The 26,819-nt window shown below is 44.7% G+C and carries 25 protein-coding genes, 1 riboswitch and 1 other annotated feature; of the genes, 8 read left to right on the top strand and 17 right to left on the bottom strand.

What is annotated here, in order from left to right; all coding sequences use genetic code 11:
• Positions 1-17: 17 nt before the first annotated feature.
• Positions 18-1,583: a glucose-6-phosphate dehydrogenase gene (gene zwf / locus BEP19_RS00310; protein ID WP_120187871.1), complete on the top strand. Its 1,566-nt coding sequence runs from the start codon at positions 18-20 to the stop codon at positions 1,581-1,583.
• A gap of 523 nt (positions 1,584-2,106) precedes the next feature.
• Here zwf and BEP19_RS00305 read toward each other — a convergent pair.
• The 6 genes from BEP19_RS00305 to BEP19_RS00280 all read right to left on the bottom strand — a co-directional run bounded on the left by BEP19_RS00305 (position 2,107) and on the right by BEP19_RS00280 (position 8,521).
• Complete coding sequence (locus BEP19_RS00305) at positions 2,107-3,294, bottom strand: THUMP domain-containing class I SAM-dependent RNA methyltransferase (RefSeq protein ID WP_120187951.1); 1,188 nt, start codon at positions 3,292-3,294, stop codon at positions 2,107-2,109.
• A gap of 76 nt (positions 3,295-3,370) precedes the next feature.
• The gene (locus BEP19_RS00300; RefSeq protein WP_120187870.1) at positions 3,371-4,672 is read right to left on the bottom strand and encodes a pyrimidine-nucleoside phosphorylase; all 1,302 of its coding nucleotides are present in this window, start codon (positions 4,670-4,672) and stop codon (positions 3,371-3,373) included.
• 66 nt (positions 4,673-4,738) lie between these two features.
• The gene (locus BEP19_RS00295) at positions 4,739-5,071 is read right to left on the bottom strand and encodes a DUF3905 domain-containing protein (protein ID WP_120187869.1); all 333 of its coding nucleotides are present in this window, start codon (positions 5,069-5,071) and stop codon (positions 4,739-4,741) included.
• An 81-nt stretch (positions 5,072-5,152) separates the two neighbouring features.
• Complete coding sequence (gene trpS / locus BEP19_RS00290; protein WP_120187868.1) at positions 5,153-6,154, bottom strand: tryptophan--tRNA ligase; 1,002 nt, start codon at positions 6,152-6,154, stop codon at positions 5,153-5,155.
• A 77-nt stretch (positions 6,155-6,231) separates the two neighbouring features.
• Positions 6,232-6,467: a binding site (T-box leader), on the bottom strand.
• A 62-nt stretch (positions 6,468-6,529) separates the two neighbouring features.
• Positions 6,530-7,651, bottom strand: coding sequence for an aminotransferase class I/II-fold pyridoxal phosphate-dependent enzyme (locus tag BEP19_RS00285; protein ID WP_120187867.1), 1,122 nt, complete (start codon positions 7,649-7,651; stop codon positions 6,530-6,532).
• A 99-nt stretch (positions 7,652-7,750) separates the two neighbouring features.
• Positions 7,751-7,879: riboswitch (SAM riboswitch) on the bottom strand.
• Between the two features lie 69 nt (positions 7,880-7,948).
• Complete coding sequence (locus BEP19_RS00280) at positions 7,949-8,521, bottom strand: TVP38/TMEM64 family protein (RefSeq protein WP_120187866.1); 573 nt, start codon at positions 8,519-8,521, stop codon at positions 7,949-7,951.
• A gap of 95 nt (positions 8,522-8,616) precedes the next feature.
• Here BEP19_RS00280 and BEP19_RS00275 point away from each other — a divergent pair, with 95 nt between their 5' ends.
• Complete coding sequence (locus BEP19_RS00275) at positions 8,617-9,792, top strand: hypothetical protein (RefSeq protein WP_120187865.1); 1,176 nt, start codon at positions 8,617-8,619, stop codon at positions 9,790-9,792.
• A gap of 45 nt (positions 9,793-9,837) precedes the next feature.
• Here BEP19_RS00275 and BEP19_RS00270 read toward each other — a convergent pair whose 3' ends face one another.
• Positions 9,838-10,980, bottom strand: coding sequence for a sensor histidine kinase (locus BEP19_RS00270; protein WP_120187864.1), 1,143 nt, complete (start codon positions 10,978-10,980; stop codon positions 9,838-9,840).
• Positions 10,981-11,242: 262 nt separating this feature from the next.
• Between BEP19_RS00270 and BEP19_RS00265 the strand changes: the two genes are divergently transcribed.
• Positions 11,243-11,995, top strand: a complete 753-nt coding sequence (locus tag BEP19_RS00265; protein WP_120187863.1) for a metal ABC transporter ATP-binding protein — start codon at positions 11,243-11,245, stop codon at positions 11,993-11,995.
• A 17-nt stretch (positions 11,996-12,012) separates the two neighbouring features.
• Complete coding sequence (locus BEP19_RS00260) at positions 12,013-12,846, top strand: metal ABC transporter permease (RefSeq protein WP_120187862.1); 834 nt, start codon at positions 12,013-12,015, stop codon at positions 12,844-12,846.
• A gap of 55 nt (positions 12,847-12,901) precedes the next feature.
• Here BEP19_RS00260 and thiI read toward each other — a convergent pair whose 3' ends face one another.
• From thiI to BEP19_RS00240, 4 genes are all read right to left on the bottom strand, one after another.
• Positions 12,902-14,107 carry a tRNA uracil 4-sulfurtransferase ThiI gene (gene thiI, locus BEP19_RS00255; protein ID WP_120187950.1) on the bottom strand — a complete coding sequence of 402 codons (1,206 nt, stop codon included), beginning with the start codon at positions 14,105-14,107 and terminating at the stop codon, positions 12,902-12,904.
• Between the two features lie 5 nt (positions 14,108-14,112).
• Complete coding sequence (locus BEP19_RS00250) at positions 14,113-15,261, bottom strand: cysteine desulfurase family protein (protein WP_120187861.1); 1,149 nt, start codon at positions 15,259-15,261, stop codon at positions 14,113-14,115.
• Between the two features lie 137 nt (positions 15,262-15,398).
• The gene (locus tag BEP19_RS00245; RefSeq protein ID WP_425452691.1) at positions 15,399-16,745 is read right to left on the bottom strand and encodes a (Fe-S)-binding protein; all 1,347 of its coding nucleotides are present in this window, start codon (positions 16,743-16,745) and stop codon (positions 15,399-15,401) included.
• The gene (locus BEP19_RS00240; RefSeq protein ID WP_120187860.1) at positions 16,745-18,157 is read right to left on the bottom strand and encodes an FAD-binding oxidoreductase; all 1,413 of its coding nucleotides are present in this window, start codon (positions 18,155-18,157) and stop codon (positions 16,745-16,747) included. Before BEP19_RS00240 ends, BEP19_RS00245 begins: the two co-directional genes overlap by 1 nt.
• 215 nt (positions 18,158-18,372) lie before the next feature.
• Here BEP19_RS00240 and BEP19_RS00235 point away from each other — a divergent pair, with 215 nt between their 5' ends.
• On the top strand, positions 18,373-19,251 hold the full coding sequence (locus tag BEP19_RS00235; protein ID WP_120187859.1) for a CapA family protein: 879 nt from the start codon (positions 18,373-18,375) through the stop codon (positions 19,249-19,251).
• 87 nt (positions 19,252-19,338) lie between these two features.
• Positions 19,339-19,569, top strand: a complete 231-nt coding sequence (locus BEP19_RS00230; protein ID WP_120187858.1) for a hypothetical protein — start codon at positions 19,339-19,341, stop codon at positions 19,567-19,569.
• A 276-nt stretch (positions 19,570-19,845) separates the two neighbouring features.
• Here BEP19_RS00230 and BEP19_RS00220 read toward each other — a convergent pair whose 3' ends face one another.
• The 3 genes from BEP19_RS00220 to BEP19_RS00210 all read right to left on the bottom strand — a co-directional run bounded on the left by BEP19_RS00220 (position 19,846) and on the right by BEP19_RS00210 (position 21,664).
• A complete protein-coding gene (locus BEP19_RS00220; RefSeq protein ID WP_120187856.1) occupies positions 19,846-20,961 on the bottom strand; it encodes a site-2 protease family protein in 1,116 nt (371 codons plus the stop codon).
• Between the two features lie 170 nt (positions 20,962-21,131).
• Positions 21,132-21,341, bottom strand: a complete 210-nt coding sequence (locus tag BEP19_RS00215) for a DUF1540 domain-containing protein (protein ID WP_120187855.1) — start codon at positions 21,339-21,341, stop codon at positions 21,132-21,134.
• A gap of 137 nt (positions 21,342-21,478) precedes the next feature.
• Positions 21,479-21,664, bottom strand: a complete 186-nt coding sequence (locus BEP19_RS00210) for an H-type small acid-soluble spore protein (RefSeq protein WP_245983163.1) — start codon at positions 21,662-21,664, stop codon at positions 21,479-21,481.
• Positions 21,665-21,824: 160 nt separating this feature from the next.
• Between BEP19_RS00210 and oxlT the strand changes: the two genes are divergently transcribed.
• Both oxlT and BEP19_RS00200 read left to right on the top strand, forming a co-directional pair.
• Entirely contained in the window at positions 21,825-23,084 is a 1,260-nt protein-coding gene (gene oxlT / locus BEP19_RS00205; RefSeq protein ID WP_120187854.1) for an oxalate/formate MFS antiporter, read from the top strand.
• A 93-nt stretch (positions 23,085-23,177) separates the two neighbouring features.
• Positions 23,178-23,858, top strand: coding sequence for a TerC family protein (locus tag BEP19_RS00200; RefSeq protein WP_120187853.1), 681 nt, complete (start codon positions 23,178-23,180; stop codon positions 23,856-23,858).
• Positions 23,859-24,285: 427 nt separating this feature from the next.
• Here BEP19_RS00200 and BEP19_RS00195 read toward each other — a convergent pair whose 3' ends face one another.
• The 3 genes from BEP19_RS00195 to BEP19_RS00185 all read right to left on the bottom strand — a co-directional run bounded on the left by BEP19_RS00195 (position 24,286) and on the right by BEP19_RS00185 (position 26,674).
• Positions 24,286-25,569 carry a DUF4179 domain-containing protein gene (locus BEP19_RS00195; RefSeq protein ID WP_120187852.1) on the bottom strand — a complete coding sequence of 428 codons (1,284 nt, stop codon included), beginning with the start codon at positions 25,567-25,569 and terminating at the stop codon, positions 24,286-24,288.
• The gene (locus tag BEP19_RS00190; RefSeq protein WP_120187851.1) at positions 25,562-26,110 is read right to left on the bottom strand and encodes an RNA polymerase sigma factor; all 549 of its coding nucleotides are present in this window, start codon (positions 26,108-26,110) and stop codon (positions 25,562-25,564) included. The genes BEP19_RS00195 and BEP19_RS00190 overlap by 8 nt, the downstream gene beginning before the upstream one ends.
• 90 nt (positions 26,111-26,200) lie before the next feature.
• The gene (locus BEP19_RS00185; protein WP_170145194.1) at positions 26,201-26,674 is read right to left on the bottom strand and encodes an HPP family protein; all 474 of its coding nucleotides are present in this window, start codon (positions 26,672-26,674) and stop codon (positions 26,201-26,203) included.
• Positions 26,675-26,819: the final 145 nt, after the last annotated feature.

The raw sequence follows: 26,819 nt of genomic DNA, 5'->3' as shown, positions 1-26,819 counted from the left end.
TAACGGAGGAATGAACTATGCGACTACAAACCTTAAAGCTAGACCCCGCAACAATTATTTTATTTGGGGCAACAGGCGATCTATCGAGGCGAAAATTGTTTCCCGCCCTGTTTAATCTGTTTAAGCGCGAGATGCTGCCACCCTCGTTTGCAATCATCGGCGTCGCTCGTCGAGATTTTTCACAAGAAACTTTTCGGGAATTTGTGTTACAGGCGCTAAAAGAGTTTGGCGGGTATCAAGCGCATGATGAACAGCAATGGAATTCTTTTTGCGCCCATTTGAATTATGCCCAAGTTAATCTTACTGAAGCGGAACACTATGAGAAGTTGAGAGAAGTTGTAGAGCAACGAGAGTCCGAAAAAGACATTCCCCAAAATCGGGCCTTTTACTTGGCGATTGCTCCCGAACTGTTTAGTTCGGTGTCCGCAAATTTAAAAAATAGCCGACTCGTTGAAACCGATGGCTGGAAACGACTACTCATTGAAAAACCATTTGGTCACGATCGGAGCTCAGCTGAAAAGTTGAATCGAGAAATCCGAGCCGTTTTTGAAGAAGAAGAAATCTACCGTATCGATCACTACCTTGGCAAAGAAATGGTCCAAAATATCGAAGTAATTCGGTTTGCAAATTCATTATTCGAACCGTTGTGGAACAATAAATACATTGCCAATGTGCAAATTACATCAAGCGAAACGGTCGGTGTCGAAGACCGCGGCGGGTATTATGAACAGGCGGGCGCTCTACGGGACATGGCCCAAAATCACATGCTGCAAATGCTAATGATGATTGCGATGGAACCGCCGAGTAGTTTGCAAAAAGAAGCGACCCGCGATGAAAAAGTGAAGGTCCTCCGCTCGCTGCGAACCTATTCAGTTGACGAGGTGAAGGATCATATTATTCGCGGACAATATACACGGTTTGGCGAATATAAAGGGTATCGGGAAGAAGAGGATGTCGACCCCAGTTCCATGACCGACACATTTGTCGCCGCGCGTTTGTTCGTTGATAATTTCCGTTGGGCGGGGGTTCCTTTTTATATTCGTACCGGAAAACGAATGCCGCTTAAATCAACCGAAATCGTTGTGGAGTTTAAAAATGTGCCCGAAAATCTCTATTTTAATCAACATGGGAATTTGGAACCGAACTTACTCAGTATCCGTATTTTCCCGTATGAGGGCATCTACTTCAAGATCAATGCCAAAAAGCCTGGAACAGATGGAAGTGTATCCCCCATCGCAGTCGACTTCTGTCAGAATTGCGAAGGTGGCGTGAATTCACCAGAAGCGTATGAGCGATTATTACACGATTGTTTGGGCGGGGATTCCACTTACTTTACACGTTGGGATGAGGTTGCCCTCGCTTGGGATTTTATCGATCCAATCTCAACCGCTTTTAAAGAAGACAAAGTCGAACTCGTATCTTATTCAGCGGGAAGCTGGGGTCCACCGAAAGAATCCCACCAGTTGCTTGAACAAAACGGCTTTCATTGGTGGCCTGTCGGTGAGCAAGAACTGCCAACGATCCATTTTGCAAAAGCCCCTTTTTTTCAGGTACTACAGGACCAACCCAATCTAGAATCGTAAGGGGATAGTGGATACAGAACTAGGCGGAGTTTCTCCGACTATTTCCACACAAGCGCGCCGTGGTTGGCGGAATTAACCCAATTTTGCCAACCTAGACAAAAATAAGCGGAGTTTCTCCGACTATTTCCACACAACCGCGCCGTGGTTGGCGGAATTAACCCAATTTTGCCAACCTAGACAAAAATAAGCGGAGTTTCTCCGACTATTTCCACACAACCGCGCCGTGGATGGCAGAATTAACCCGTTTTTTCCAACCTAGACAAAAATAAGCGGAGTTTCTCCGACTATTTCCACACAAGCGCGCCGAGGATCGCGGAATTAACCCGTTTTCGCCAACCTAGACAAAAATAAGCGGAGTTTCTGCGCTTGCGCTAACAAATGAATAGCAGTCGTGGAGAAACTGACTCGTTTTCCATTCGACTGCTATTTTTGATCCTAAAAATTAATCACGAACCATACACCGAATCCGATCAGCAAGATCCCCAGTAAGATGAAGACGAGCATGACATAATATAAAGGTTTGCTATTTCGCCGTCTCCGAAAGAACTCTTCCACTTCTCCGTTCTCCTTCTCTGTTTGGTCGCGGTGGACGCGGGCCAAAAAATTGATAATAATCGACTTTAAGATTTCCGTTGAATAATTTTCTCTTTCTAGATGCTTTCTTGCCGATAATACGCTCGAAATTTTCATTTGAGGTCAGTACATAAAACGACCATGTATCAAGCGCTTGGAATACGTCTCCCATTTTCTGATACATGCGTTCTATTTCTTGCTGTTCACCCAGCCTCTCGCCATATGGAGGATTGCAAATGATCTTCCCGTACTTTTTAGATGAACGAACTTGCGAAACGTCCATCCGTTGAAAATGGATCGCATCATTAACCATCGCTTCTTCGGCGTTGAGCCGAGCGACTTTTAACACTTCATCGTCAATATCGGTGCCGATAATCTCAAGTGGACGATCATAATTAGCTAAATCATGCGTTTCCATACGGGCCTGTCTCCACAGCTCTTTTGGGATGACGGGCCAGTGTTCTGAAGCGAATTCGCGATTCATGCCAGGCGCCACGTTTTGACCAATCAATGCCGCTTCAATTGGAATTGTGCCTGATCCGCAAAATGGATCGATCAACGTCGTGTCGGGATTCCATCTCGACAAGCGAATTAGAGCGGCAGCCATCGTTTCTTTTAAGGGAGCCCCGCCGATCAAACCACGGTATCCTCGTTTATGAAGCGCCACCCCGCTCGTATCGATTGTTAGTGTAGCGACGTCTTTTAGTAGGGCAACCTCAATCCGATATAACGGGCCATCTTCCTCAAACCAACTTTGATTATACGTTCCTTGCATATGGTCTACAATCGCTTTTTTCACAATCGCTTGACAATCGGACACGCTAAAAAGGGTTGATTTGACCGATCTTCCATCGACTGGAAAACAGGCGTTTTTCGGAAGCCAGTCTGACCAGGGCAATTTTTTCGTTTGTTCAAAAAGTTCATCGAAGGTGCGCGCCTGGAATTCCCCCACTTTTAAGCGAATCCGATCAGCGGATCGAAGCCAGAGGTTGGCGCGGGGAATTGCGCTCAAATCTGAACGAAAAGTCACCTTTCCATTTTCCACACGAACATCCGTGTATCCGAGCTCGCGGACTTCCTCCCCCACGACTGCTTCCAGACCAAATGTGGAGGTTGCAATGAGCTCAATATTGTTCAATTTTGACATCTCTATTCTCCTATTCCGAAGTTGCATAATGTTTGATTATACACCTTGTTTGACGCGTAAGAAAGGGTTAACGGATCACTTGTTGAATCAGTTTCGGAACTTGAATCGGCTGCGGACTAAATCGAAACGCCTGTAAAGTCCTTTGCGCTAAAGCTTGATCTTGTTGCTGATTGGCATATAACGTCGCTAACGTGTCACCAGGAGTCACATGATCGCCCACTTTTTTAGCTAGCATCACACCGACCGCCAAATCGATCGCGTCCTCTTTCGTTTGACGACCGGCCCCCAGCATCATCGCAATCCGCCCGATTTCCTCGGCGGCAATCGCCTCAACATAGCCCGATTCGGTTGCCTTCACATCAAACTGATAAGCTGTCTGGGCCAATCGTTGCGGATGATCCACAATCCCGGGATCGCCGCCTTGGGCCACAACGAATTTCTTAAACGTATCGATCGCCTCGCCTGTCGTCAACATGGTTTGGAGTCGTTCATACGCTTGGTCATAGTTTTCCGCTTTTTCCGCTAACACAACCATATGCGCCCCCAGCGCGAGACACAGTTCCGTTAAATCAGCGGGACCCCTGCCTTGCAATGTTTCAATTGCTTCCCTTACTTCCAACGCATTGCCGATCGCAAAACCTAACGGTTGGTCCATATTGCTAATCAGAGCGACTGTTTTTCGACCGACCCGATTGCCAATCTCAACCATCGTCTGGGCCAATGCTTCAGAGTCTTGCAGCGACTTCATAAAGGCGCCGTTGCCCGTTTTTACATCTAACACAATCGCGTCAGCGCCCGAAGCGATTTTCTTGCTCATAATGGAAGAGGCAATCATTGGGATGGAGTTAATCGTTCCCGTCACATCACGCAATTCATAAAGTTTTTTATCGGCGGGTGTTAAATTACCGCTTTGACCGACAACTGCTAATTTTAGTTTGTTCACATTTTCTAAAAACTGATCATTGCCTAACGAAATATGAAAGCCTGGGATCGCCTCAAGTTTATCGATGGTGCCCCCTGTATGTCCGAGCCCTCTTCCCGACATCTTAGCGACAGGAGCCCCCGCGGCGGCGACAAGCGGTCCCAACACAAGTGTCGTCGTGTCACCGACCCCGCCCGTACTATGTTTGTCTACTTTTATTCCTTTAATTGCGCTCAAGTCCACCCGCTCGCCCGAGTCCGCCATCGCTATTGTTAAATCTGCGGTTTCACGCGCGGACATCCCCTGAAAGTAAACGGCCATCGCCCACGCGGAAATTTGATAATCTGGAATCTTATCTTCGGTATAGCCCTTGATCAAAAACTCAATTTCCGCCTGCGACAGTTGTTGACCATCTCTCTTTTTCTCAATAATGTCGACCATTCTCAACGAAGCGCGCCTCCCTTTTTAAAAAAACGGGCTGGATTCTGCGGCGCCAGCCCGTTTTGCTCGTTTCTAATCCCGACGGTACCCGACATCTTTGGTTGGGTGCATGAAAGGAGCCCCTTGCGACGGAAGACCGTTTTCCAGCAACTCCTGATTTTCAGCCGTGTTCCAACCGATATCGTTCGTCGGATGAACCCATTGATCACCCGCCATAATCGCGGGGTCCACGTCCACATTCCAGTTATTTAACGGGGAATGCGCGGAATCATAAAAATGATCCCCGATCACGACACCGAATTCATTGACAAACGGTTCTGTTTGTTCGACGGGAACATTGTCTTTTGAAGGTCCATGTATCTGATGTGGATTTTTCTTTTCCAGCTCTTTTTGACGCTTGCTCATCTATATCACCTCTTCTTGGCAGAGATACCTTTAGTTTGAACCATGCAACTCTGCGCAATGCTGGATAAAATAGACTTTTTCTTATTTTAGGGTCTCCCTTGGAATCAAGCCCATCCTTTGTTTGACTTCAATCATTTTCTGTTCCGCATATTCTGCAGCTTTTTCAGCGCCGGCTAACAAAACACGATCCAATTCATCTGATTCAATCCATTCTTGATACCGTTGTTGCATCGGTTCTAGCAGGGACACAACCGCATCAGCGACATCACTTTTGAACGCGCCATAACCAATACCGTCGTATTGCGATTCCAATTGCTCGATTGTTTGGTTAGAAGCGAGCGCGTAAATCGTCAGCAAGTTACTAATTGCTGGTTTTTCCTGTTCATCAAAACGGATCTGATTTTCCGAATCGGTTACCGCTCGCTTCACTTTGCGGACAATTTTCTTTGGTTCATCCAACAAAGAGATAAAGCTACCTTCATTCGGATTACTTTTGCTCATCTTTTTACTGGGGTCATCCAACGACATGATTCTTCCGCCCACTTTCGGAATGATCGGCTCTGGGATCGTGAACGTCTCGCCAAATCGTCCATTAAACCGCTGAGCCAAATCGCGCGTTAACTCCAAATGCTGTTTTTGATCGTCTCCAACCGGAACATGTGTCGCGTCGTAAAGTAAAATATCAGCGGCCATCAACGCTGGATATGTAAATAAAGAGGCGTTTACGGCGGCTTTTCCTTCCGACTTGTCTTTAAATTGGGTCATCCTCTCCAGCTCACCCATGTAAGCCGTACATTGCATCAACCAGCCTAACTCCGCATGCTCTTTTACATGCGATTGAACCATTAACGTTGCTTTCTGCGGATCAATGCCCGCCGCTAAAAACATAGCCGCTAACGAACGAACATTTTGTCGCAATAATTCTGGCTCCTGCGGCACCGTAATCGCATGCAAATCGACTACGCAAAAAATACAATCGCCCTCATCTTGTAGTTCAACAAACTGTTTCATCGCGCCGATATAGTTGCCCAGTGTGAGCAACCCGCTCGGCTGAATACCTGAGAATATTTTCTTTTTAGACATATGACTCACGCCTCCATTATTTCCTGGGTAAGAATACTCATTTAACAAGGTTAAGTAAACAAAAAGATCCTCCATCCGCAAGGGACGAAGGACCGTGGTGCCACCCTTATTATTTGATTACATATCAAACCATAATCAAATATCTTAAGTTCTCTTCGATAACGTGAAGATCATCTCGCCAAAGCCTATTTCCGCAGCGGTTTCGGTTTGGAGCTCAGAAGTCCATTCGCGGAACGCCCTGTATCAGTTTCCACCACCCACTGACTCTCTATAAACAGAAACGATCCCTACTCTTCTTCTTCATAGCCGTGTATTTATCTTTTTTTTATTTTACGCGAATCTAACCTCTTTTTGCAAGCCATGCGGTTTTAACGATTATTCGACAGACGCCTGTTTCAACACATGGGACGCAGCTTGCAAAGCTTGCTCCAAATCTTGCTGAAGATCGTGGGCGCTCTCGATTCCCGTTGAAATACGCAGCAAGCGATCACACACACCGACTCTTTGGCGAATCTCCTCTGGAATATCCGCATGCGTTTGTACCGCAGGGTACGTCATCAAACTTTCAACCCCGCCTAAACTTTCCGCAAAAGAAATTAACTTTAAATTTTTCAAAATCGGGGCAACCATTGCCGCGTCTTTAACTCGGAACGAGATCATCCCGCCAACACCCGCATAAAGCACATCTTCGACGAACGAATGACCTTCCAAGAAGGAAACCAACTGCTTCGCGTTCTCTGTATGCTTTTCCATTCGTAACGACAACGTTTTCATACCGCGAATTAACAACCAACTATCCATAGGCGACAACACGGCTCCGCTCGTGTTTTGCTGAAAGGCCATTTCTTCCGATAGCTCCTTGCCTTTTGTGACGACTAAGCCTGCTAGCACATCGTTATGGCCGCCTAGGTACTTGGTGGCGCTGTGCAACACGATGTCCGCCCCTTGTTCGATTGGCCTTTGGTAATATGGCGTCAAAAACGTGTTGTCCACAATCGTTAATGCCCCATGCTCTTTCGCCACCGCAGCTATGCTTTCCGTATCAACTGTGATCATCATCGGGTTGCTCGGTGTCTCGATAAACACGGCAGCCGTTTCTGGACGAAGGTGATCGCGTAAATCCGCGCCATCGCGAATGTCGTGGTAACTACACGTAATTCCAAATCGTCGCCAGACTTGTTCAAACAAACGGTAAGATCCGCCGTATAAGTCATGCGTAGCGATGATATGATCCCCCGGCTTAAATAGGCCAAACAAAATTTGAATTGCCGCCATTCCCGAACTAAACGCAAACCCTTGATCACCGCCTTCAATTTCAGCGATCGCCTCTTCCAAAACAACGCGCGTTGGGTTTTTCGTGCGTATGTAATCAAAGCCGGTGCTTTCACCTAATCCTGGGTGCAAATACGCCGTTGAAAAAGTGACAGGAAAGCTAATCGCCCCTGTTTTCTTTTCTTTGCGATTACCGATCTGAGCTAAAATCGTTTCTAAATCCACTTTATGTCCTCCCCCTATGCCATCTATCGCTATTTTGCTTAACTACAAACTAAAAAGCTCCTTTCATCTGATGAAAGGAGCTGGGTTTACATCGCAGTTCCCTTATCTCTCAAAATGAACTTCATTTTGTCGGAATTAGCACCGTGCCATAACAAACGTTGCGAAGCGTTCATTAGGTCGGTTGCCGGGCATCATCGGGCCAGTCCCTCCACCTTCTCTTGATAAGAGCATTCACTTGTTAACTTGTTGATCACAGTTATTATATGTAACAATCCGTTTTATGTCAAACTAAGCTGATCACCTTGATATGTATTGTTTTTCCACCCTTTTACCGAATAACCATAAGGCTGCAATTAACAAAGCGATAAACAGTAGTTTCCATGGTTCGCGCAACATCGCGGGCAAATCCGCCCCGATAAAGGAGATAATAAAAATCATGACTCCTTTGCCAAGTAAAGTCGCCCAAAAATACGTGTGAAACGGCAATCTCGATAATGCGGCTAGCACATTGATTAAACTGGACGGAGAAAAAGGGAAGCATCGTAACAGAAAAAGCACGGAAAAACCACGGTTCTCAAACCAACTCGTCGTTTTCACGATCGTTCGGTATTTCCTGAAAAAGAGATGCGTTCGTGTGCCTCTTAACTTTCTAACAAGCCAAAAGACAAGGATCGATCCTGCGCAAGCGCCAAGCCAGGTAAACAAAAATCCTTTCCATAGGCCAAACGCCGCGGCGCTTCCCGTTGCAATTGCGATCAGTGGAAGAGCGGGGATAAAGGCTTCGATGACGGGTAATAAAAAGGCCACGATCACGCCTAAGCGTTGATAAGCTTCAATCCATTGTAAAATATCTTCAACGTCAAGATTCATGATGCGCTCGCTACCCTTCCTTTTATAGTTGAGTCAGTTGACCAAAGGTTGTCCTTCCTGTAATTTAGACTAAAAATGAGGATCTGGTGGTTTATATGAAAAAATGGGTTCTATCTGGTTTATTCTATTTTATCTTTATTTCAATCATTGGCGTTGTAGCGCGGCTAAAAATGTTCCTGCCGTTTCTGCCAAAGATCCCCTTCATGCATCTTGTCCATGCCCATTCCCACGTCGCCTTTCTAGGTTGGGTTTATTTTATTTTAGCTGCCTTTCTAATCCAATATACAATGACCGCTTCGATGTGGAACAGCAGAAGACTTCATTTTCTATATTACGCGCTCCACTTTTCCGTGTCAGGCATGCTCATCTCTTTTTGTTTGCAAGGATATGGACTGTTTTCCATCTTATTTTCTAGTTTGCATATTTTTATATCCTATTATTTTGCTTATCTTTACTTTACAAATCAGCGACAATCGATTCCGCCCGTCGTTAAACTGTTTTTTCATACAGGCATTCTCTTAAATGTACTGTCATCGATTGGCCCCTGGGGCATCGCTGCCATTGGAATGATGGGCAAGAACACTGCGGACTTATTTGATCTGTTATTATATTTTTATCTCCATTTTCAATATAACGGTTCGTTTACTTTTATTATTTTTGGCTTGTGTTACTTATTTATGAATCGGCAGTCTACGACTGTCTTTTACTTATTATTAGCTAGTGTTTTCCCTGCTTATTTTATATCAATCATGTGGCTGCCGTTGCCTAACGCGCTTGAAACCATCGGAATGAGCGTTGGAGGCATCGGTCAATTTGCGGCGACGCTCTTGTTTGCTTTTCATATATTGCGCTCGATACGCCAAGAAACGAATCGTTCGCTTCAATTACTGCTCGGGTTATTCATCAGTAGCTTCCTTGTAAAATCTGTTTTTGAAATGGTCGGGGCCTGGCCTGCCATGGCCCAGCTCGTTTACACAAACCGACAAGTGATCATCGCCTATCTCCACCTTACGTTATTAGGTGGTGTTAGCAGTTTTTTATTGTATCTGACTGTAAAAGAAGCGGTCTTTCGCCATCGACAACTTCCAATATTGCGCGTGTCTGCTTCTCTTTATACCATCGGTTCTGTATTAATGATCTTGTTTCTGTTTTTGGCGGGGCTCATGCAATGGTTGACGTTGTCCATCTCGATCTGGCTGTGGATCATCTTGTTTCTAACAAGTATCATCGCGACGCTCGGGGTGATCGGACTAACCTTCGTCCAAAGGTAAAATAACCTTGGCTGCCTTAGCCAAGGTTATTTTTTGTGAGAATCTTTACGATTCTAGCCATTCTTCTTCATCGGATTCCCCGATATATCTTGGCAAGCGGACTTCAACTGCCGTTCCGTCCACTTCCGGATAAATCACAATTTTCCCGCCGTGCGCTTCAATAATTTGTTTGCAAATCGCTAAACCTAGCCCTGTCCCACTCTCTTTCGTTGTGAAAAAAGGATTGAAGATATCTTTTGCCGCCTCCGGCTTAATCGGATTCCCATTGTTGAAGAAGAGAATAAAGATTCTATCTTGCTTAACAATACAAGAAATCTTCAATGTTTTGTTTTTTTGATCGGGTGATACTTGAAACTCTTCACACGCGTTTTTGATAATATTAATAAATGTCTGTTCAAGTTCCTTGCCATTTCCTAAAACAAGCGCGCGGGGCTCAATTAGGACATCTTGTTCGATGCTTAAACGAATAAACTCAAATTCAAATAACGAAATACTGCGTTCAATTAACTGGGCAACATCCACTTTATCGAATTCTCGTTTCATTGGCACGTTTTTTCGTTTACTCAATGATAAGAAGCGTTCCAAAATATAGTCAAGTCGCTTCACTTCATCCTCAATAATTGTATAGTATTGGTGAATTTCTTCTGGATGCGGATGTAATTCGTAAATTAATTTCAAAAAACCTTTAATGCTCGTGATTGGGTTCCGTAATTCATGGGCCATTCCAGACGCCATGTTACCGATCGCGTTGAACTTCTCAACTTCCATTCTTTCCAGTTCAAATTGCTTTTCTTTCAAGATCCGAATGAGAAACTCGTCTACAAAACAATTCATAATTGCAAGCGCCCGCTCTAGTTTTTCACCTTTTACATTAGGGTAGATAATATGATGTATAAATCGGTGTTTCAACTCGGAGCAATCTCTAATGAATGATTCGGCATCGTGAAAATAAATAATATAATGTTCCGCATAGCTGTGGGCAAAAGCAATAATACCTTCCATCCCAATTGATTTATCTTCAATCGCTTCCATCACAAACATCAATGCTTGCTGAAGCATTTCCTTCATTTCCGTTCGCTTTTCATCAAACACAAACTCGTAATTAGGCGAATGTTTAAATATTTCTTCTACATAATCATGAGCAAAACAAAAGAGCTCTCCTCTCAATGCTCGAGCCGTTGATAGCATAGCTTTGAAACCCCTTAATCATAAATTAAACTTGCATTTCAAACTAGACGTTACACTAAATATTAATTCACTATATTATTATTCTAGAGTTGCATTCAAACTCCTGCCATATTTCGTAAATAGGCTGTTTTTACTATCTTTCTAATGGAGTCGTTCCACCCTCTTGACTCTTCGCCGGTGTTCATTTATTATTAGACAGATACAAAGTTCCCAAATCGGAATCATTATTTTTTAGAGGAGGAGTCACCTACTCGGTGTAACCATGAATCCAATTATTGAGTGTAAACATGTTGATTTCCACTATGGCCCGAATCAGGTCCTGCAAGATATTTCGTTTATCGTAGAAGCTGGGGATTATGTCGGTTTAGTTGGACCGAATGGATCGGGCAAGTCAACGCTGCTGAGCATTATTCTCGGGTTGATTAAACCCCAGCAAGGCGAAGTGTTCTTGTTTGGACAGCCAATTTCAATGTTTAAAGATTGGCGCCAGATCGGTTATGTCTCACAAAAAGCGAACAGTTTTAATAGCGGTTTTCCCGCCACTGTCTTTGAAGTCGTCTCGATGGGACTGTACGGTAAGCTCGGCTTGTTCCGCAGACCTTCGAAAGCGGATAAAGAAATGGTGGTGGAGGCGATTGAACAGGTCGGTTTGACCGCGTTCACCGACCGTAATATTGGTAAGTTATCAGGAGGTCAACAACAACGCGCATTTATTGCCAGAGCGATCGTTGCCAAACCTCGCCTGTTAATTTTAGATGAACCGACCGTTGGAGTCGATACCGAGTCGGTCGATCGGTTCTATCAATTACTCGCCCGACTCCACGAACAATATGAATTGACGTTGCTGATGGTCTCCCATGATATTGGAATGATGACTCGCCACGTCACCCAAGTCGCTTGTTTAAACAAGCGAATTTATTTCCATGGTGAGCCTAGTGAGTTCCAGGAAAAGCAGGATCAGATTCTTGCAAAAGCGTATGGCGCGCATATGAATTTGATCGAACATCATCACTAGGAGGGGGAACAAATCGAATGCTAGAACTCGTTTTTCGCTATGAATTTATGCAAAACGCGTTGTTTGCCGGGCTCATGGTTGGACTGATTTGTCCCTTGATCGGCGTCTTTCTCGTCGTCAGACGATTGTCGCTGATGGCTGACGCGCTGTCTCATATCACATTGTCTGGGATCGCAGCGGGACTGTTAATTCAAAAAAAATTCCCCTCCATGCAATGGCTCAACCCAATGTACATAGGTATGCTTTTTTCTGTGGTTGGCTCATTGCTCATTGAACAACTACGGAAAGTGTACCGTTTTTATCAAGAATTAGCGATCCCGATTATCCTTTCCGTTGGAATTGGATTAGGCGTCGTGCTCATTAGTATGGCAAATGGGTTTAATGTCGATCTATTTTCTTATTTGTTTGGCAGTGTTGTCGCCGTCAGCCGCAGCGACCTATGGACGATTATCGCCGTCGGTTTGATCGTGTTAATTTCGACGATCGTCTTATACAAAGAACTCTTTGCTCTCTCGTTCGATGAAGAGTATGGAAGAATCTCCGGAATTAAAAGAAAGGGTGTCAACTTTACTTTTATTCTATTAGTCGCTTTTACGATTGCGATTTCAATGAGGATTGTCGGTATTTTACTCGTTTCATCGCTGATTACATTGCCAGTCGCCACCGCCTTGCAACTTGCCAATAGCTTTAAGCAAACCATTTGGCTCTCAATCTTGTTTGCGGAGACCGCTGTGCTCGGCGGATTGACACTCGCATTCTATCTCGATTGGGCTTCTGGCGGAACGATTGTCTTATTTTCGGCACTGATGCTGATCATCACGCTTTTGGTAAAGAAGAGAAAAGCATCTTAAAAAAAACAGGTCGTTGCCATCTAGGCGCGACCTGTTTTTGTATGTGGACATTCTATTAGAACAAATTGAGCGGATTGCTTTGTCGCGGAGCGGTTGCTTCTACAATTTCAGTTCCTTCCACCGCATTGCGCACTAATGTTTCAATATCCAACTTCATTTCGAATTGCTCGGCCTTTTCAACGGTTGGACGCGTAACCGGAGATCGCGGGACAAAAATTGTACAGCAATCTTCAAACGGAAGGATCGATGTTTCATAGGTGCCAATCTGATGAGCAATTTCAATGATTTCTGCCTTGTCCATCGAGACGAGCGGACGTAAGATCGGAAAGTTTGTCACCGCATTAATGGTACTCATACTTTCCATCGTCTGACTGGCAACTTGTCCGAGACTTTCCCCTGTCGCGATCGAGAGCGCTCTTCTCTTTTTCGCAATTTCAACGGAAACCCTCATCATGAAACGTCGCATCAACGTAATTAAGTAATTTTCTGGGCACTTTTGGCGAATCTCAGTTTGAATTTCGGTAAAAGGAACGATGTGAACTTTCATTTCTCCCGTACCGTATTGACTAACCATCTTTGCCAGGTCCAACACTTTTTGTCTAGAACGTTCGCTTGTAAAAGGGGGACTCTCGAAATGGATCGCCTCTAGGCACACCCCTCTTTTCATCGTTAACCAGCCTGCCACTGGACTATCTAGGCCACCGGACAACAGCAACATGGATTTCCCGCTGGTCCCCACAGGCAAACCGCCTGGTCCTTGCACCCGAACAGAAGAAATCGACGTTCCTTCATTACGGATCTCGACCTTTAACTGGACATCCGGTTGGTGAACATCGACCTGCAAATTTTCCGTATTTCTCAAAATATGCCCGCCAAGCAATCGATTCATTTCCATCGAACGATGCGGAAATTGTTTGTTCGCTCGCTTCACTTCCACTTTAAATGTTTGCGGCGTCGGATGTGTATCGCGCATCACCTCTAAGGCCGCCGCTTCAATCTCTGCCAATTCAAACGAATCGACTCGTTTGACCGGGCTCAATGAAGTGATGCCAAAAACATGCTTTACCTTCTCCTTCACTTGCTCATACGGTTCACCATTAAGAGCGATATACATCCTACCGTACGTTCGTTCAACTTTGGCGCGTGGATAATCTTTAATACTGCGCTTAATATTTTGAACGAGCTGTCGATCAAACATCCCTCTGTTTTTTCCTTTTAAAGCCATCTCACCATATCGTATTAAAATATCATCGTATTCGATCATCGTTATCTCCTTACTTTTAACATCGATTGCAGTTCCGTTACTGCTTCATTCAATAGATTAATAAACTGTTCTACTTCCGCCTCGGTATTCTGATCGGAGCAACTGACACGCAAAGCGCTTTTCGCCCGTTCCTCTGAAAAGCCCATCGCCAATAACACCCGACTCGGTTGCTCCAACTTTGATGAGCAAGCCGACTTACTCGAAACGCGGGCCCCTTTTTCATCTAACGAGCGAAGTAACACTTCGGATTTCAAGCCTGGCGTCGAAAAATTTAAAATATGCGGCGCTCCTTTTCGAGGTGAATTGATCACACATCCAGCGATCTGTTCCACCCCATCCCACAACTTTTCCCGCAACAGTTGCAAATGGTTCGGGTTTTCCTGATAACGATCCAGTGTGATTCGCATCGCCTTAACCATCCCGACAATGCCCGCTACATTTTCCGTGCCTGCCCGCCGTCCGTTCTCTTGACCGCCTCCAGCAAGCAAGGGGATCAGATCGACACCCCGTCGAACATACAACAGCCCTGTTCCTTTTGGACCATGAAATTTGTGAGCCGATAAGGAGAGTAGATCGATTCCGAACGATTTCGGATCCACCTTTAATTTTCCAAATGATTGGGCGGCATCGACATGAAACAGGATTTTGGGATACGATTTCAACAATTGTCCGATTTCTTGAATCGGTTGGATGCTGCCGACCTCATTATTCACATGCATAATTGAAACTAAAATCGTCTCCTCTTTTATAGCAGATTTCAATTGCTCCACAGAGACCATTCCCTTGTCATCAACAGGAAGCGCAGTCACTTCGAATCCGCAGGACTCCAGTTGTTTGCACACGTCAAACACCGCAGGATGTTCAATCGCAGACGTAATAATGTGATTGCCCCTCGACCGATAGGCGAATGCCGCCCCTTTTAAGGCCATGTTATTGCTTTCCGTCGCTCCCGATGTAAAAACAATTTCGGCTGTCTGAACGCCCAATAAGTCAGCCGCCAATTGGCGCGATTGAGCCAGCGCCTGTTCTGCTTGGGCGCCAAGCGTATGTAAGGAGGATGGATTCGCAAAAAAACGCTCCAATACTTCGCGCATCGTTTCAATCACTTCCGGATAGGGAGCTGTTGTGGCGCTATTATCAAAATAGATCAAACAGGCTCGCCTCCTTTCTAACCTATATGTAGTATCTCCGTGTCCGTTCATAACATAGCCAAAACCATTCATATTTTATCATACGAAAAAGGATTGATCTAAAGCATCGTTCAAATCAATCCTTTTTTCTTCCTATTTTATAACGCCCGAGCTAAAAGGTCCATCACATGCATCGCTTCCATTTTTCCTTGCAAACCTGCTCGGATGATCCCATTTTTCATTTGCAATAAACAGCCCGGATTCGTTGTCACAATATAATGCGCTTTCGTCTGCTCCACTTGCTTCATTTTGTCGTCTAAAATATCCATCGACATCTCATAATTCGTAATGTTATAAATACCAGCGGAACCACAACAACTATCCGCATCGTTCATTTCAATGTACTCAACCCCTGGGATACGTTGAATCAATTGACGTGGCTGATTCCGCACCCCTTGCCCATGCGCTAAATGGCATGAATCTTGATAAGTCACTTTTGCCTCGATCCGCTTTGAAAAAGTAAGCGGCGGCAATTCAGCCAGCAATTCATTCGCATCCCGCATCTTGGCGACAAAATTCATCGCGCGTTGTTGCCACTCGGGCTGGTCATGAAACCAATGATGGTATTCCTTTAGGGCCGAACCACAGCCGCCTGCATTATTAACGATAAAATCGACCTCCGCCTGTTCAAACGCCTCGATATTTCTTTTCGCTAATTCAATCGCGCCATCCTTCTCGCCAGCATGGGCATGCAACGCCCCGCAACAGACTTGCTCCTGGACAAACAGAACATCGCAGCCCGCTTTTTGCAATAAACTAGCCGTTGCTTGATTCGTTTCAAAAAACATCACATCCATAATGCATCCACTAAAAAAGCCGATTTTGAGGGCGTTTGCTTGACCAGATTTCATTACGGGCTCGCGTTTTTTTCGCGCGATTGGCGAGGCGATTTTGTCGACCGCTTTTTGCATTTCAGCCATCGGCCGCGGCAACACCTTGATTAAGCCGGTTTTGTCAGCGAGCGTCTGCAAGCCTACCGATTGGGCCGCCCACAACGCCGTTCCTAATTGCTTGAACCGTTGCGGATTTTTAAACAACTTATCAAACACAACTGTCTTCATGACCGAAGGCTTGGCGCTGTCGCGTTTTTGATCCTCCACCATCTCTCGGGCAGTTTCAACTAGACTGCCATAGGGCACACCCGCGGGACAGGCGGTTTCGCAGGCGCGACAGCCGAGACACAGATTCATATGGTGTTCAAATTCCGCATCGACGGCTAGCTCCTCTTTGGCGACCCCTTTCATCAAGGCGATCCGTCCGCGCGGACTGGCAAACTCCATCCCCATTTGGCGATAAGTTGGACAAGCGGGCAAGCAAAAGCCGCAATGCATGCAGTTTAAAATTTCATTCATATCAAATTTGCTCAGTGATCCTTTACTGACCAGTTCCATTTTGTCTGTATCGCAAACAGGTGTTGCTTGGTTCGGTTTTAGAAGATTGTTCATTACTGTTTCACCACCACTCTGCGTCGGTCACTGTTCGCAAACATTTTACCTGGATTCATAATCCCGTTCGGATCAAACGCAGCTTTCAATCGCTTCATTAAATCTAACCCGGCCTCGCCCACTTTTAAACCAAGGTAATCCATTTTTGCCATGCCAACGCCATGTTCGCCTGTAATGGTGCCGCCCATCCGAATCGCGGCCAAAAAGATTTCTTCAAACGCCTGTTCCACGCGCTTAATCTCTTCCGTATCTCGTTCATCTGTCATGCATGTCGGATGCAGGTTTCCGTCACCCGCATGGCCAAACGTACACATCTGCAATTGATACTTGTCTGCGATCCTTTCGATTTCCTCGACTATCTCCGCCAATTTGGAACGCGGCACTGTCGCGTCTTCCAAAATGGTCGTTGGACGCAGACGAGATAAAGCCGCTAATGCGGAACGACGGGCGACCATCAGCCTTTCCCCTTCTTGCGGCGTTTGGGCCACTTCTACAATTTTGGCGCCTTGCGCGCGGGCAATTTCAGCTATCTGTTCGATATCGCGGTCGACTTCCTGCTCCGTCCCATCCTGTTCGATCAACAACATCGACTTCATTTCCAACGGCAGCCCCAACTTAACGAAATCATCAACCACCCTCATCGTCGCTTGGTCCATAAACTCCATCGTCGCCGGAATAATTTTAGAAGTAATCGTCTTTTCAACTGTTCGAGCCGCGTCTAACAGGTTGCTATAGTAAGCGATCAAGGTTCGTTTTGTTTCAGGCAACGGCAACAATTTCACTGTCATTTCGGTGATGATGCCAAGCGTTCCCTCTGAACCAACCATCAACCGTGTCATATCGTAGCCAGCGACGTCTTTCACGTTTTTACCGCCGCAACGCAAGATTTCTCCCGAAGGCAAGACATACTCGAGGCCCATGATGTAATCTTTCGTCACCCCATACTTCAATCCCCGCATCCCGCCCGCGCACTGCGCCATATTTCCGCCCATCGTTGAAATGTGCATACTGCCCGGATCAGGCGGATAAAACAGCCCTTGCGCCTCGACGGCCTGATGCAATTCAGACGTGACCACTCCTGGACCGAGCGTCGCTGTGAAATTCTCCCTGTCAATTTCATAGATTTGATTGAATCGACTCAAATGTAACACAATCCCGCCCTCGACAGGCACCGTTCCTCCCGCCAAATTTGTGCCTGACCCGCGCGGAATAATCGGAATGCGATATTCGTTAGCCAGCTTCAAAATTTGCGCGACCTCTTCCGTCGTTCCCGGAACGATCACCGCGTCAGGCATAGACTGGTAAAGCGGCGTGGCATCATAAGAATAGGCATAACGTTCATTGTTGCTATCCAAATAAAATCGGGTTCCCACAATCGAAACCAATTGATCTTTCAATTCTTGCGTGATCATCACGCCACCTCTCCTTCTCCGTATTCTATCTATGTGATTCGTCCAACTTTTTGCCTTTAACTCTATCATATTTACCCGCTTTTGGGCAGCAGGGCGTACGCAAATGGGTTTGTGAGAATACGTTAGCGTCACCCCTTTTTACAATTATTGTTTATTTCTTCCCGCTAATTGTTCATAATGTGAACATAACGATTTTGATAGAAAAGAGGAGCTTTATGTTTCAAGTAATTCGCTTCATGTTCCTATATAGTTTTTTCTTGGTTGCCTGCCAACCGCAAATTTCAATAAATGAGAATGATTCCACGCCTGTCCATTCAGGTGACATTGGGCCAACCAAGGAGCCGAGATTTTCACTGCTTGAACCCGATCCTCTAGCAAACGAACCAGCGATTCGCCTCTCGTTTGCCGGTGATACGATGATGGCAGGGCGGGTTGCCGATGTTGTCGAAGAACGAGGGGCCGATTTCCCCTTCCAGGATGCAACCCCGATTTTTAAAGAAAGTGACCTAGTCATGCTCAACTTAAAAACGACCATTAGTAACCGAGGCGCAAGTCAACAAAAACAATATACGTTTCGAAGTCATCCTCAATTGGCGGCGGCCTTAAAAAAAGCAGGCGTTGATCTCGTATCGATTGCCAACAACCATGCGTTGGATTACGGACAACCCGCTTTTTTAGACACATTACAATATTTAAGAGAAGCTGACGTTAGTTATGTTGGGGGCGGCGTTGACAAGGATGAGGCCTATGCCTCGAAAACATTCACCGCAAAAGGGAAAACGGTTCAGTTTTTTGGATTTAGTCGGGTCTTTCCACTGGCAGATTGGCATGCGGGAGTGAAGCACCCTGGTATGGCGAGCGCATATGATCCGACTGTTGTATACAACCATGTGGAGGAAGCGCGGCAATCTGGGATTTTGCAAATCAAGTTGCAGGGGGAGGAAATCATACCCGAATTCATTCCAATGATGATAGAACTCGGAACTGTTCGATTAGCTAATGAGCAACAAACCGAAGTGATTATGGATCGTTTACAAAGGCTATCCATTGAGGGTTTGTGGAATCGCGAGAGGATTTTTGAGCCTGCCGAGTAAGTCAGTCAGTGTATGTACACAAATACAGTGATAACCCTTGTCCTATGAGAATATATGTATAACAACTAGGTGGGGGGGGGGAGCGCAATGTTTACCAATTTGTTCAGAAGCAGAAAAAGAGCGAGCTTAATCGTTGAATTTACATTGTTGGCAGCAGCTTTTATTTCTATTTTTATAACATCGGGATTAGCATACTTTTTTCTGTTTCTAGCTTTCGTTTACTTCAATCGATTTATTGAGAAGCCAGCGCAAAGATCTAGCTTAATCAACATTGCCATCTTTTTCGCGGGCTTTCTCACGCTTGTTTTTCAACAATGAAAATAAAAAGGGCAGCCAGCGCCGCCCTTTTTAACCTCTCTACAACTACACCCGAAATTAATTGCCCTTGTCTAGGAGTAGGAGTAAAGAAGAACTCGCCCACAGGAAAATAGCGATTTGCGTTACGATATAAACAAGATGTTCAATTCCGATTAACTTTCTTTGTTTCCTAGTTTTCCTGAAGTGATAATAATAATAAATTACGCAAATCAGAAGCGCTAATCCTGAAATCTGGTATATGTTTTCTAACATACTTATCAATTAACCCCACTCCTTCTACCCCACCAATCCTGGCGAGTTAAACGCGTTGAAGGTGACGAGCATCATCCAAGCAAGAAACGCGGCTAGTCCTAAATAGGACACGCCATAAATAAAACGCGTTCGAGTCGGTACTTGATAATATTCTTCCCCTTGAAATACAGATGGGACTTGCTCTGAATAGAGCTGATATCTAAGCGCCAATCTCATCTCAACAATTCCGTATTCACTCTTATGTTTCGTCTCAATCAAGGTTACCTGTTTAACCAACCCGATATCAAACGTTACGGGCGCTGACGACAAAGCTCCAATTCCCGGGTAATAAACATGCAGCAACTCTGTTCGCGTTCGCAAATCACAACTCTGTATAAAAGTGAGCTCCCTGCGATGAGATGTAGCGGGGATCGGTAAGCCGTTTGCGACAAAGTTTTCTTCGGCTGTGGAAATAACGAGTGTCGTCTCTTGTTCCTCTTCAATCGGCTTTTTCTTGCGCACATATTTCTTGTACAACTCCCATGCAAACATCGCCCAGAAAATTAAGAAAATATACATACCTAAATAAAGTATAACGATAAGTCCACCGATCAATCCAACAACCCACAACCATCTTGAAATTGCGGTTACAATTCTGCCTCCATCTAACGGATGAATCGGAATTAAGTTAATCAAATTTAGAAAGAAGCCAATTTGAGCCACGGATAATAAAGCGGGTGACTGTAAAGCGACGCCAAGCCCATAAGCGCCCAATGCCCCAACCGTACCAATTAATGGACCTCCGAAAGCGAGGTAGGCTTCCTCTTCCGCATTGAGCGGCTGTTTTCTCATTGTGATCAACGCGCCTACAAATGGAATAAAAGCGGGCGCCGAAACAGGGATTCCTTTTCTTTTCGCCGCGAGCACATGGCCCATCTCATGGATAAAGATCATCACGACAACACCGATCGCAAAAAACCAAGGGTAAAAAATCGCATAAGCCCAAACCATAAGAGCCATGCTCCAAATCGTTCCTCCGAATTTTCCAAGTTTCAAAAGGGGTAACAAAAATTTGAATTTACTACCAAAAAAGGCGAAGAAAGCGATAAGACCCGGGCCCCACGACTTCCAACCTTTTTTTTGTTCCTTCTTTGTGGTCATGCTCTTCTCCTTTTCATTGCTATATAATCGCTATTTTCCTATACTGTTGAATCAGTTTCAACCATTAATGCATAGGTCACTCTTTTTTGTGAAATGATGTATATAAGCGTAATGGAAAAAGCAGGTGAAGAATGTCTCCATCCTCACCTGCTTTTGCGATGATCAAACGTTTACTTTTTAGGTTTAAATGTGCGGCAGCACGTTTCCGCCGATACTTGAGCTGTATCTTGGTGTTCAGTCTGGATTCCCAGTTCACTTGCCATTTCACTATCATATTCGGAATGACGGTCCACCTCAACCATAATCGATGGCGCTTCACAATTATTTCCCTGACCCCAAAACGAGCAGTTTGAGACGGAACATTTAACTTCTACCTTCATGAATGATCACCTCCACTTTTTTTAGCTTTACCTTGCATCCCCAAAACCATACTTGGCAATAAAAGCGAATAAATAAAAACAGCCTCTGACCCTATTCGGGAGAGGCTGTCTTCTACTAACTACTCTCTAACAGTTCATTATTGAATTTCCTTCAATTCATTGATCGCAACGGTCTGTTTATCCTCAGGTCTTCCTTCCGGATACACCCTTGCCGTTTGGCTTTGCGCATCGACATCTTCGATCCAAACAGCAGTCCCGTTATGTTGAACGTCGATTTTATTGCTTGAATCCAAAATTTCTTGAGCTCTATTTACATTCATCATCCTAAAACCTCCTTTCGTGTAAACACAGTTCTCTATGTATAGGTTCGTCCTTTCCTAAAATTTCTATACTGTGATCGGCTTGTTCTTTTGCAAATGTAAATATTAAAGCCTTTCCGCGTCCATAATAACAAGCGACCTACACTTCGAAGGGAGAATCAATATGAGTACTTCAATTACAAAAAAACAGCTCCCTAACGGACTGCTGCAAAATAAATGGTTTCATCTCATCTGCGCCGTTTTATTAATGACCATGATCTCCGGAGTTCAATATTCTTGGACATTATATTCCAATCCGCTAAAAGATAAACTTGGCGTATCGCTTGCCGTTGTACAAACTGCCTTTACGCTCTCACAAGTTATTCAAGCGGGTTCTCAACCCACTGGCGGATATTTCGTTGATAAGTTTGGTCCAAGAATGATGTTAATTTTATCGGGCGCGATGGTTCTGCTCGGTTGGTCCTTTATGGGGCGCGTCAATTCAGTGCCAGCTTTGTACGCGCTTTACACATTAGCGGGAGCCGGGGTAGGTATCGTTTACGGGACAGCGATTAACACCGCGACAAGATGGTTCCCTAATAAAAGAGGATTGGCGTCCGGATTCACGGCTGCTGGTTATGGAATGGGCGTACTTCCGTTTTTACCCGTCATCAGCTCCGTGTTGGAGACCAAAGGTGTTGGCACAGCCTTTATGCTTACCGGATTTATTGAAGGGATTGTCATTATCCTGATCGCGTTTGTCATTCGCTTCCCACAAAGCGCTGGAGCCCCAGGCGTTAAAAAAGTGGTTACTGAAAAGGATTTTACGTCCAAAGAAATGTTAAAAACCGCTCATTTTTGGGTGCTTTGGGCCGCTTTCTTTAGTATAAACTTCGGTGGCTTATTGCTCGTTGCGAACAGCGCTCCTTACGCGAAAAGCATCGGAATACCGATTGCGACGATAACAATCGCCGTTTCCATACAAAATATTGCGAACGGCTCAAGTCGGCCGGTCTGGGGAGCTGTATCTGACAAGATTGGCCGTTTCAAAACGATGTCGATTGTGTTCTTTATTAACTCGATCGTCTTGTTCTTTTTCCCCACTGTAGCTAAAATAAATGACCTGTTATTTATTGCGATGTTAGCTTTAGCCTTCTTTACCTGGGGTGGGAGTTACGCGTTATTCCCATCGATCAATACGGATTTATTCGGAACCGCTTACTCAGCTCAAAACTATGGTTTCTTCTGGGCGGCGAAAGCAACAGCCGCTATATTTGGTGGAGGGGTAGGAGCCGCGGTAGCAACAGCGTTAGGCTGGCAAGCAGCTTTTACAATCACAGCAGCCACATCGTTTATCGCCTTTGCTCTTGCCACCTTCGTCATACCAAGGATGGGCAAGCCAACCAAAGGAAAGTCCGTTGTTGTTGAAGCAACTTCAAAATAACCATTAAGGATTTTAAGCCTGAAACAATGGTGTTTCAGGCTTTTTCCTAAATTATTTAATACCAATTTATTTGGGTTCAAAGGGGATGAACTAGTGTTTACTACCGAGACCTGGTTATCTTTATTAATGATTATCGGAATTGATCTGGCCCTGGCCGGTGATAATGCGGTTGTGATCGGTATGGCTTCGCGAAATCTACCTGCCATCCAACGAAAAAAAGCGATTCTATACGGAACGTTAGCTGCCGTCGTGATCCGCGTTTTACTTACGTTCGTTGCGATTCGACTACTTTCTATTCCTTTCCTGATGGCGATAGGAGGACTGTTTTTAATTTATGTGGCGATCAATCTCATCGTCGGTGATAAACCACCTGAAGAAGGTGAGTTAGCTAACCCCCAAAATATGCTCGCGGCAATTAAAACGATCGTCGTCGCTGACTTAATCATGGGTCTCGACAATATTTTAGCGATTGCGGGGGCCTCACGCGGAAATTTTGTATTGATCCTCATCGGACTAGCGATCAGTATCCCAATTATCATATTTGCCAGTCAACTCATTTCTACACTAATGAATAAATACCCGTTTCTCGTTTACGTTGGAGCAGGCATCATCGCCTATACTGCCGCTGTTATGTTTTTAGGCGATCCGTTTATCCATCAGCATATTCTAGTCAAGTACCATTTTTTGATTAAAATCGTCGTCGTGATTTTAACGCTGCTATTTGGTAAATGGAGGAATCAAAAACAGACGCGCGCCCTCCCGAAAGCATCCTGATAAAAAAAGCGGATCCAACAACTTCATGTTGGCTCCACTTTCCTATGCTAATCGCTATACACTGATTGACTTAATCGGCAATTGCTTCTCATACTTCTTAACCTCATTCTGATTGTATCAATCTTAACAATTCAAGCGTTCGTTTTTTTGATTTCCGTTTTACAAGTATCTGTCACACTCGTACATCCCATCGGCAAGAGTAGTCCCTCCAGTTGGCGAATAATTTCATTCGGTTTTATTCGCAAAAAATAACCATCTTGAGCTCCTCGCTTGCTATCTCCAAACTTATTATTATAATCCACATCTGTGAAGTTTGAATTGGGTGTTAGACTACTATTCTTATTCATTCATACTTTTTTCTCGGACTTGTCATATGATTATGAAGCAATGCCTTATGTTGCTACCTACAATCATATTTTTTAAAAAATTAACGAATTGGGATGTCAATGACCTGGTTATATGTCTTAATGTAATGCATTCCTTTAATTAACAAATACTTAGGTCGCTCATTTGTATCAAACAATAGGACGCGCTCCTTATAAACGTTTTCTTCCACATACTCGGGTTCCCGATGCTTTACCGTCGTCTGTAACGGCGTCTCCCCCTTTTCTCCAACAATCGAAACCCCATCCAGCAAAATTTCATCGTCAGTGATGACCGTGATTTCAACACCTTCTGGAGTAACGGATACCCCTTTGATCTGCAGAAGTTTATCGACAAGCAAAATCGGCTCACCGACCACCGTATTGAGCGAAATTTTCTGTTCTAATGATTGATATCCAATAAAACGGTTAAACGCTAATTGAAGTATATCAATCTGTTCCGGCAACGCGTCATATTCGATTTGAAATTTAATCCCAAGCATCCCTCTAAAAGCCGAACGGCTGCCACCGCCCATGATTGGGACAGATGTTCCATCTGCCAGCAGTTCAATCCCATATAAACCGAGAGGAAGCCTGTCATAGTTATCAACCTGTAGCGTTCCGTCAATGACCGTCATTGTCGGTGTCGCCGTAAGCGACTTAAACTGAACCTTGCCCCGATCAACGGCCACCGTCTTATTAATCGATTGCTTAATTCTCTTTTGTAATGCTTGGGAAGGATCGTAAGGAAATGTGATGGATTGATCTGACATCAGGTGTAACGTCAATTGTTTAGCAAATGGACTGACAGGCTCAAACGTCTTCGTACCTTTTATCTCGTTTAGCTGATCGTTTGGAATCGATATTTCGCTTACCCCGTTAGATTTTGTGAGAAATCCGCTGAGTGACGCAAACGTTAAAGGGGAATCCATGGGATCTAATTTTCCCGTTGGGCGCGCCCACGTATAATACAAGATCAGTTGGTTCTTGTCGTCCATTATCCCATTCACAGTTAACCTGGAACCATCTTCTAACTGAATGGTTCGATCGATTGCTTGCCCACGTCCCTGCTCATTTAGCGCTTGTAAGGTTTCATTAGTCACTTCATCAAATCCAAAGAACTTTTTCCCATAATAAGCGACCGCCTGATACTGATTTCCAATAAGCATCACCGTTAATAAGACGACGGCGGCGATCCCCCCACTTTTCCAACCGAATCCAACCCTGTTGTTTCGCTGTGGTTCCACCGACGCTAAAGCTTCTCTTAGCTTCGTTTCCATTTCTATCGGGGCCTTTACTTTTTCTATTCGCTTTTTTTCGTCTAACAACTTTTTCTCAATGTCATGCATCGCCATCCCTCCCGAACCGATCCCTTAGCTTTTTTAAGCCTTGATGAATCCTTGATTTTACAGTGCCTAATGAGACATCCATCATCTCCGCGATCGTTTCATAATCCAAATCGTGAAAGTACCTCAGCTGAATCGCCTCTTTTTGATGTTCATTCACGTGACGCAACAAAGCTTCGATCTCTAGTTGCTGTTCCGCTTGAAGTTGTGGTTGGGCGCTTCGCTCCGTTGCTCGTTCGAAACTCTCCTCCACAGAATCTCGCCAGTCCAGGGGTGTCACTTTATTTCGCTTACGCAACATCGTTTTACACTCATTTACTAAAATCGTTTTGCTCCAACTATAAAAAGCATTTTCTTTCTTTAACTGTTCAATTTTTTCATACACGGTCACAATCATATCTTGCATAGCGTCCATTGCGTCATGGGAATTGCCCATGTACATCCGCGCCAACCGATAATATGCGTCTTTTTCATCCAAAATCAGTTGAAGTAACGCTTCTTTATCTCCCTCTTTTGCCTTTTTCACCTTGCGCCTAACATTCATGCCTTCACCTCTCTTTAATAAGAGTCCCCTTAACAACAAAAAGTTCATTTCAATGCAAAAAAAAGACCGATCGCATGCAAATGCATCAGTCTACTGAGAAATACCCCGCTTTATATCCGCGACCCGTCTTTTTTCTAACCTTTGGACAAGACCTAATGGAAGAAGCAGACAGATCACTGAACACAAAACAGAAAGTGGCAACACCCAGATTGTAGTCGGGTGGGAAAAGAAGGGAATTAGAGCGACAGCGAGGATTGGAGCCGCTCGCCATGAAAATTTTTGCATCAGCCACAGCGTGGTGAAAGCGGTTACAAACATGGTGAAGATTGATGGATACCAAAAATATAATAGGCTGCCAATCGCGGATGTGATCGTTGCTCCTAACGCGATTACGACGAGCTCTCGGAGGTAGTTTCCTTGACCCATCAAGATTACACTGAATGAACCCAGCGAAGGATAGAACAACATGCCGAGCGGCGGATAATGCAATGAAATCCAATAAGCCGCGCATAAGTAAATGCAAAAAATCGTTATTTTCGTGAAAAGAAATCGTTGTTGATTCATATAACTTGCCCCCATAAAAACAGATCAAGCGGTTCACTTTTCTCTACATAAATTGTATCATACGACTCAGGACATTGGGACCATTTTTTATCCAATCAAATTTTGTAAACGAAAAAAACGAGTCAGTTTGGAATCATCTCTTCCA

It is taken from the genome of Ammoniphilus oxalaticus, from assembly GCF_003609605.1.
Classification (GTDB): domain Bacteria; phylum Bacillota; class Bacilli; order Aneurinibacillales; family RAOX-1; genus Ammoniphilus; species Ammoniphilus oxalaticus.
This window is presented reverse-complemented; position numbering and strand designations above follow the sequence as displayed.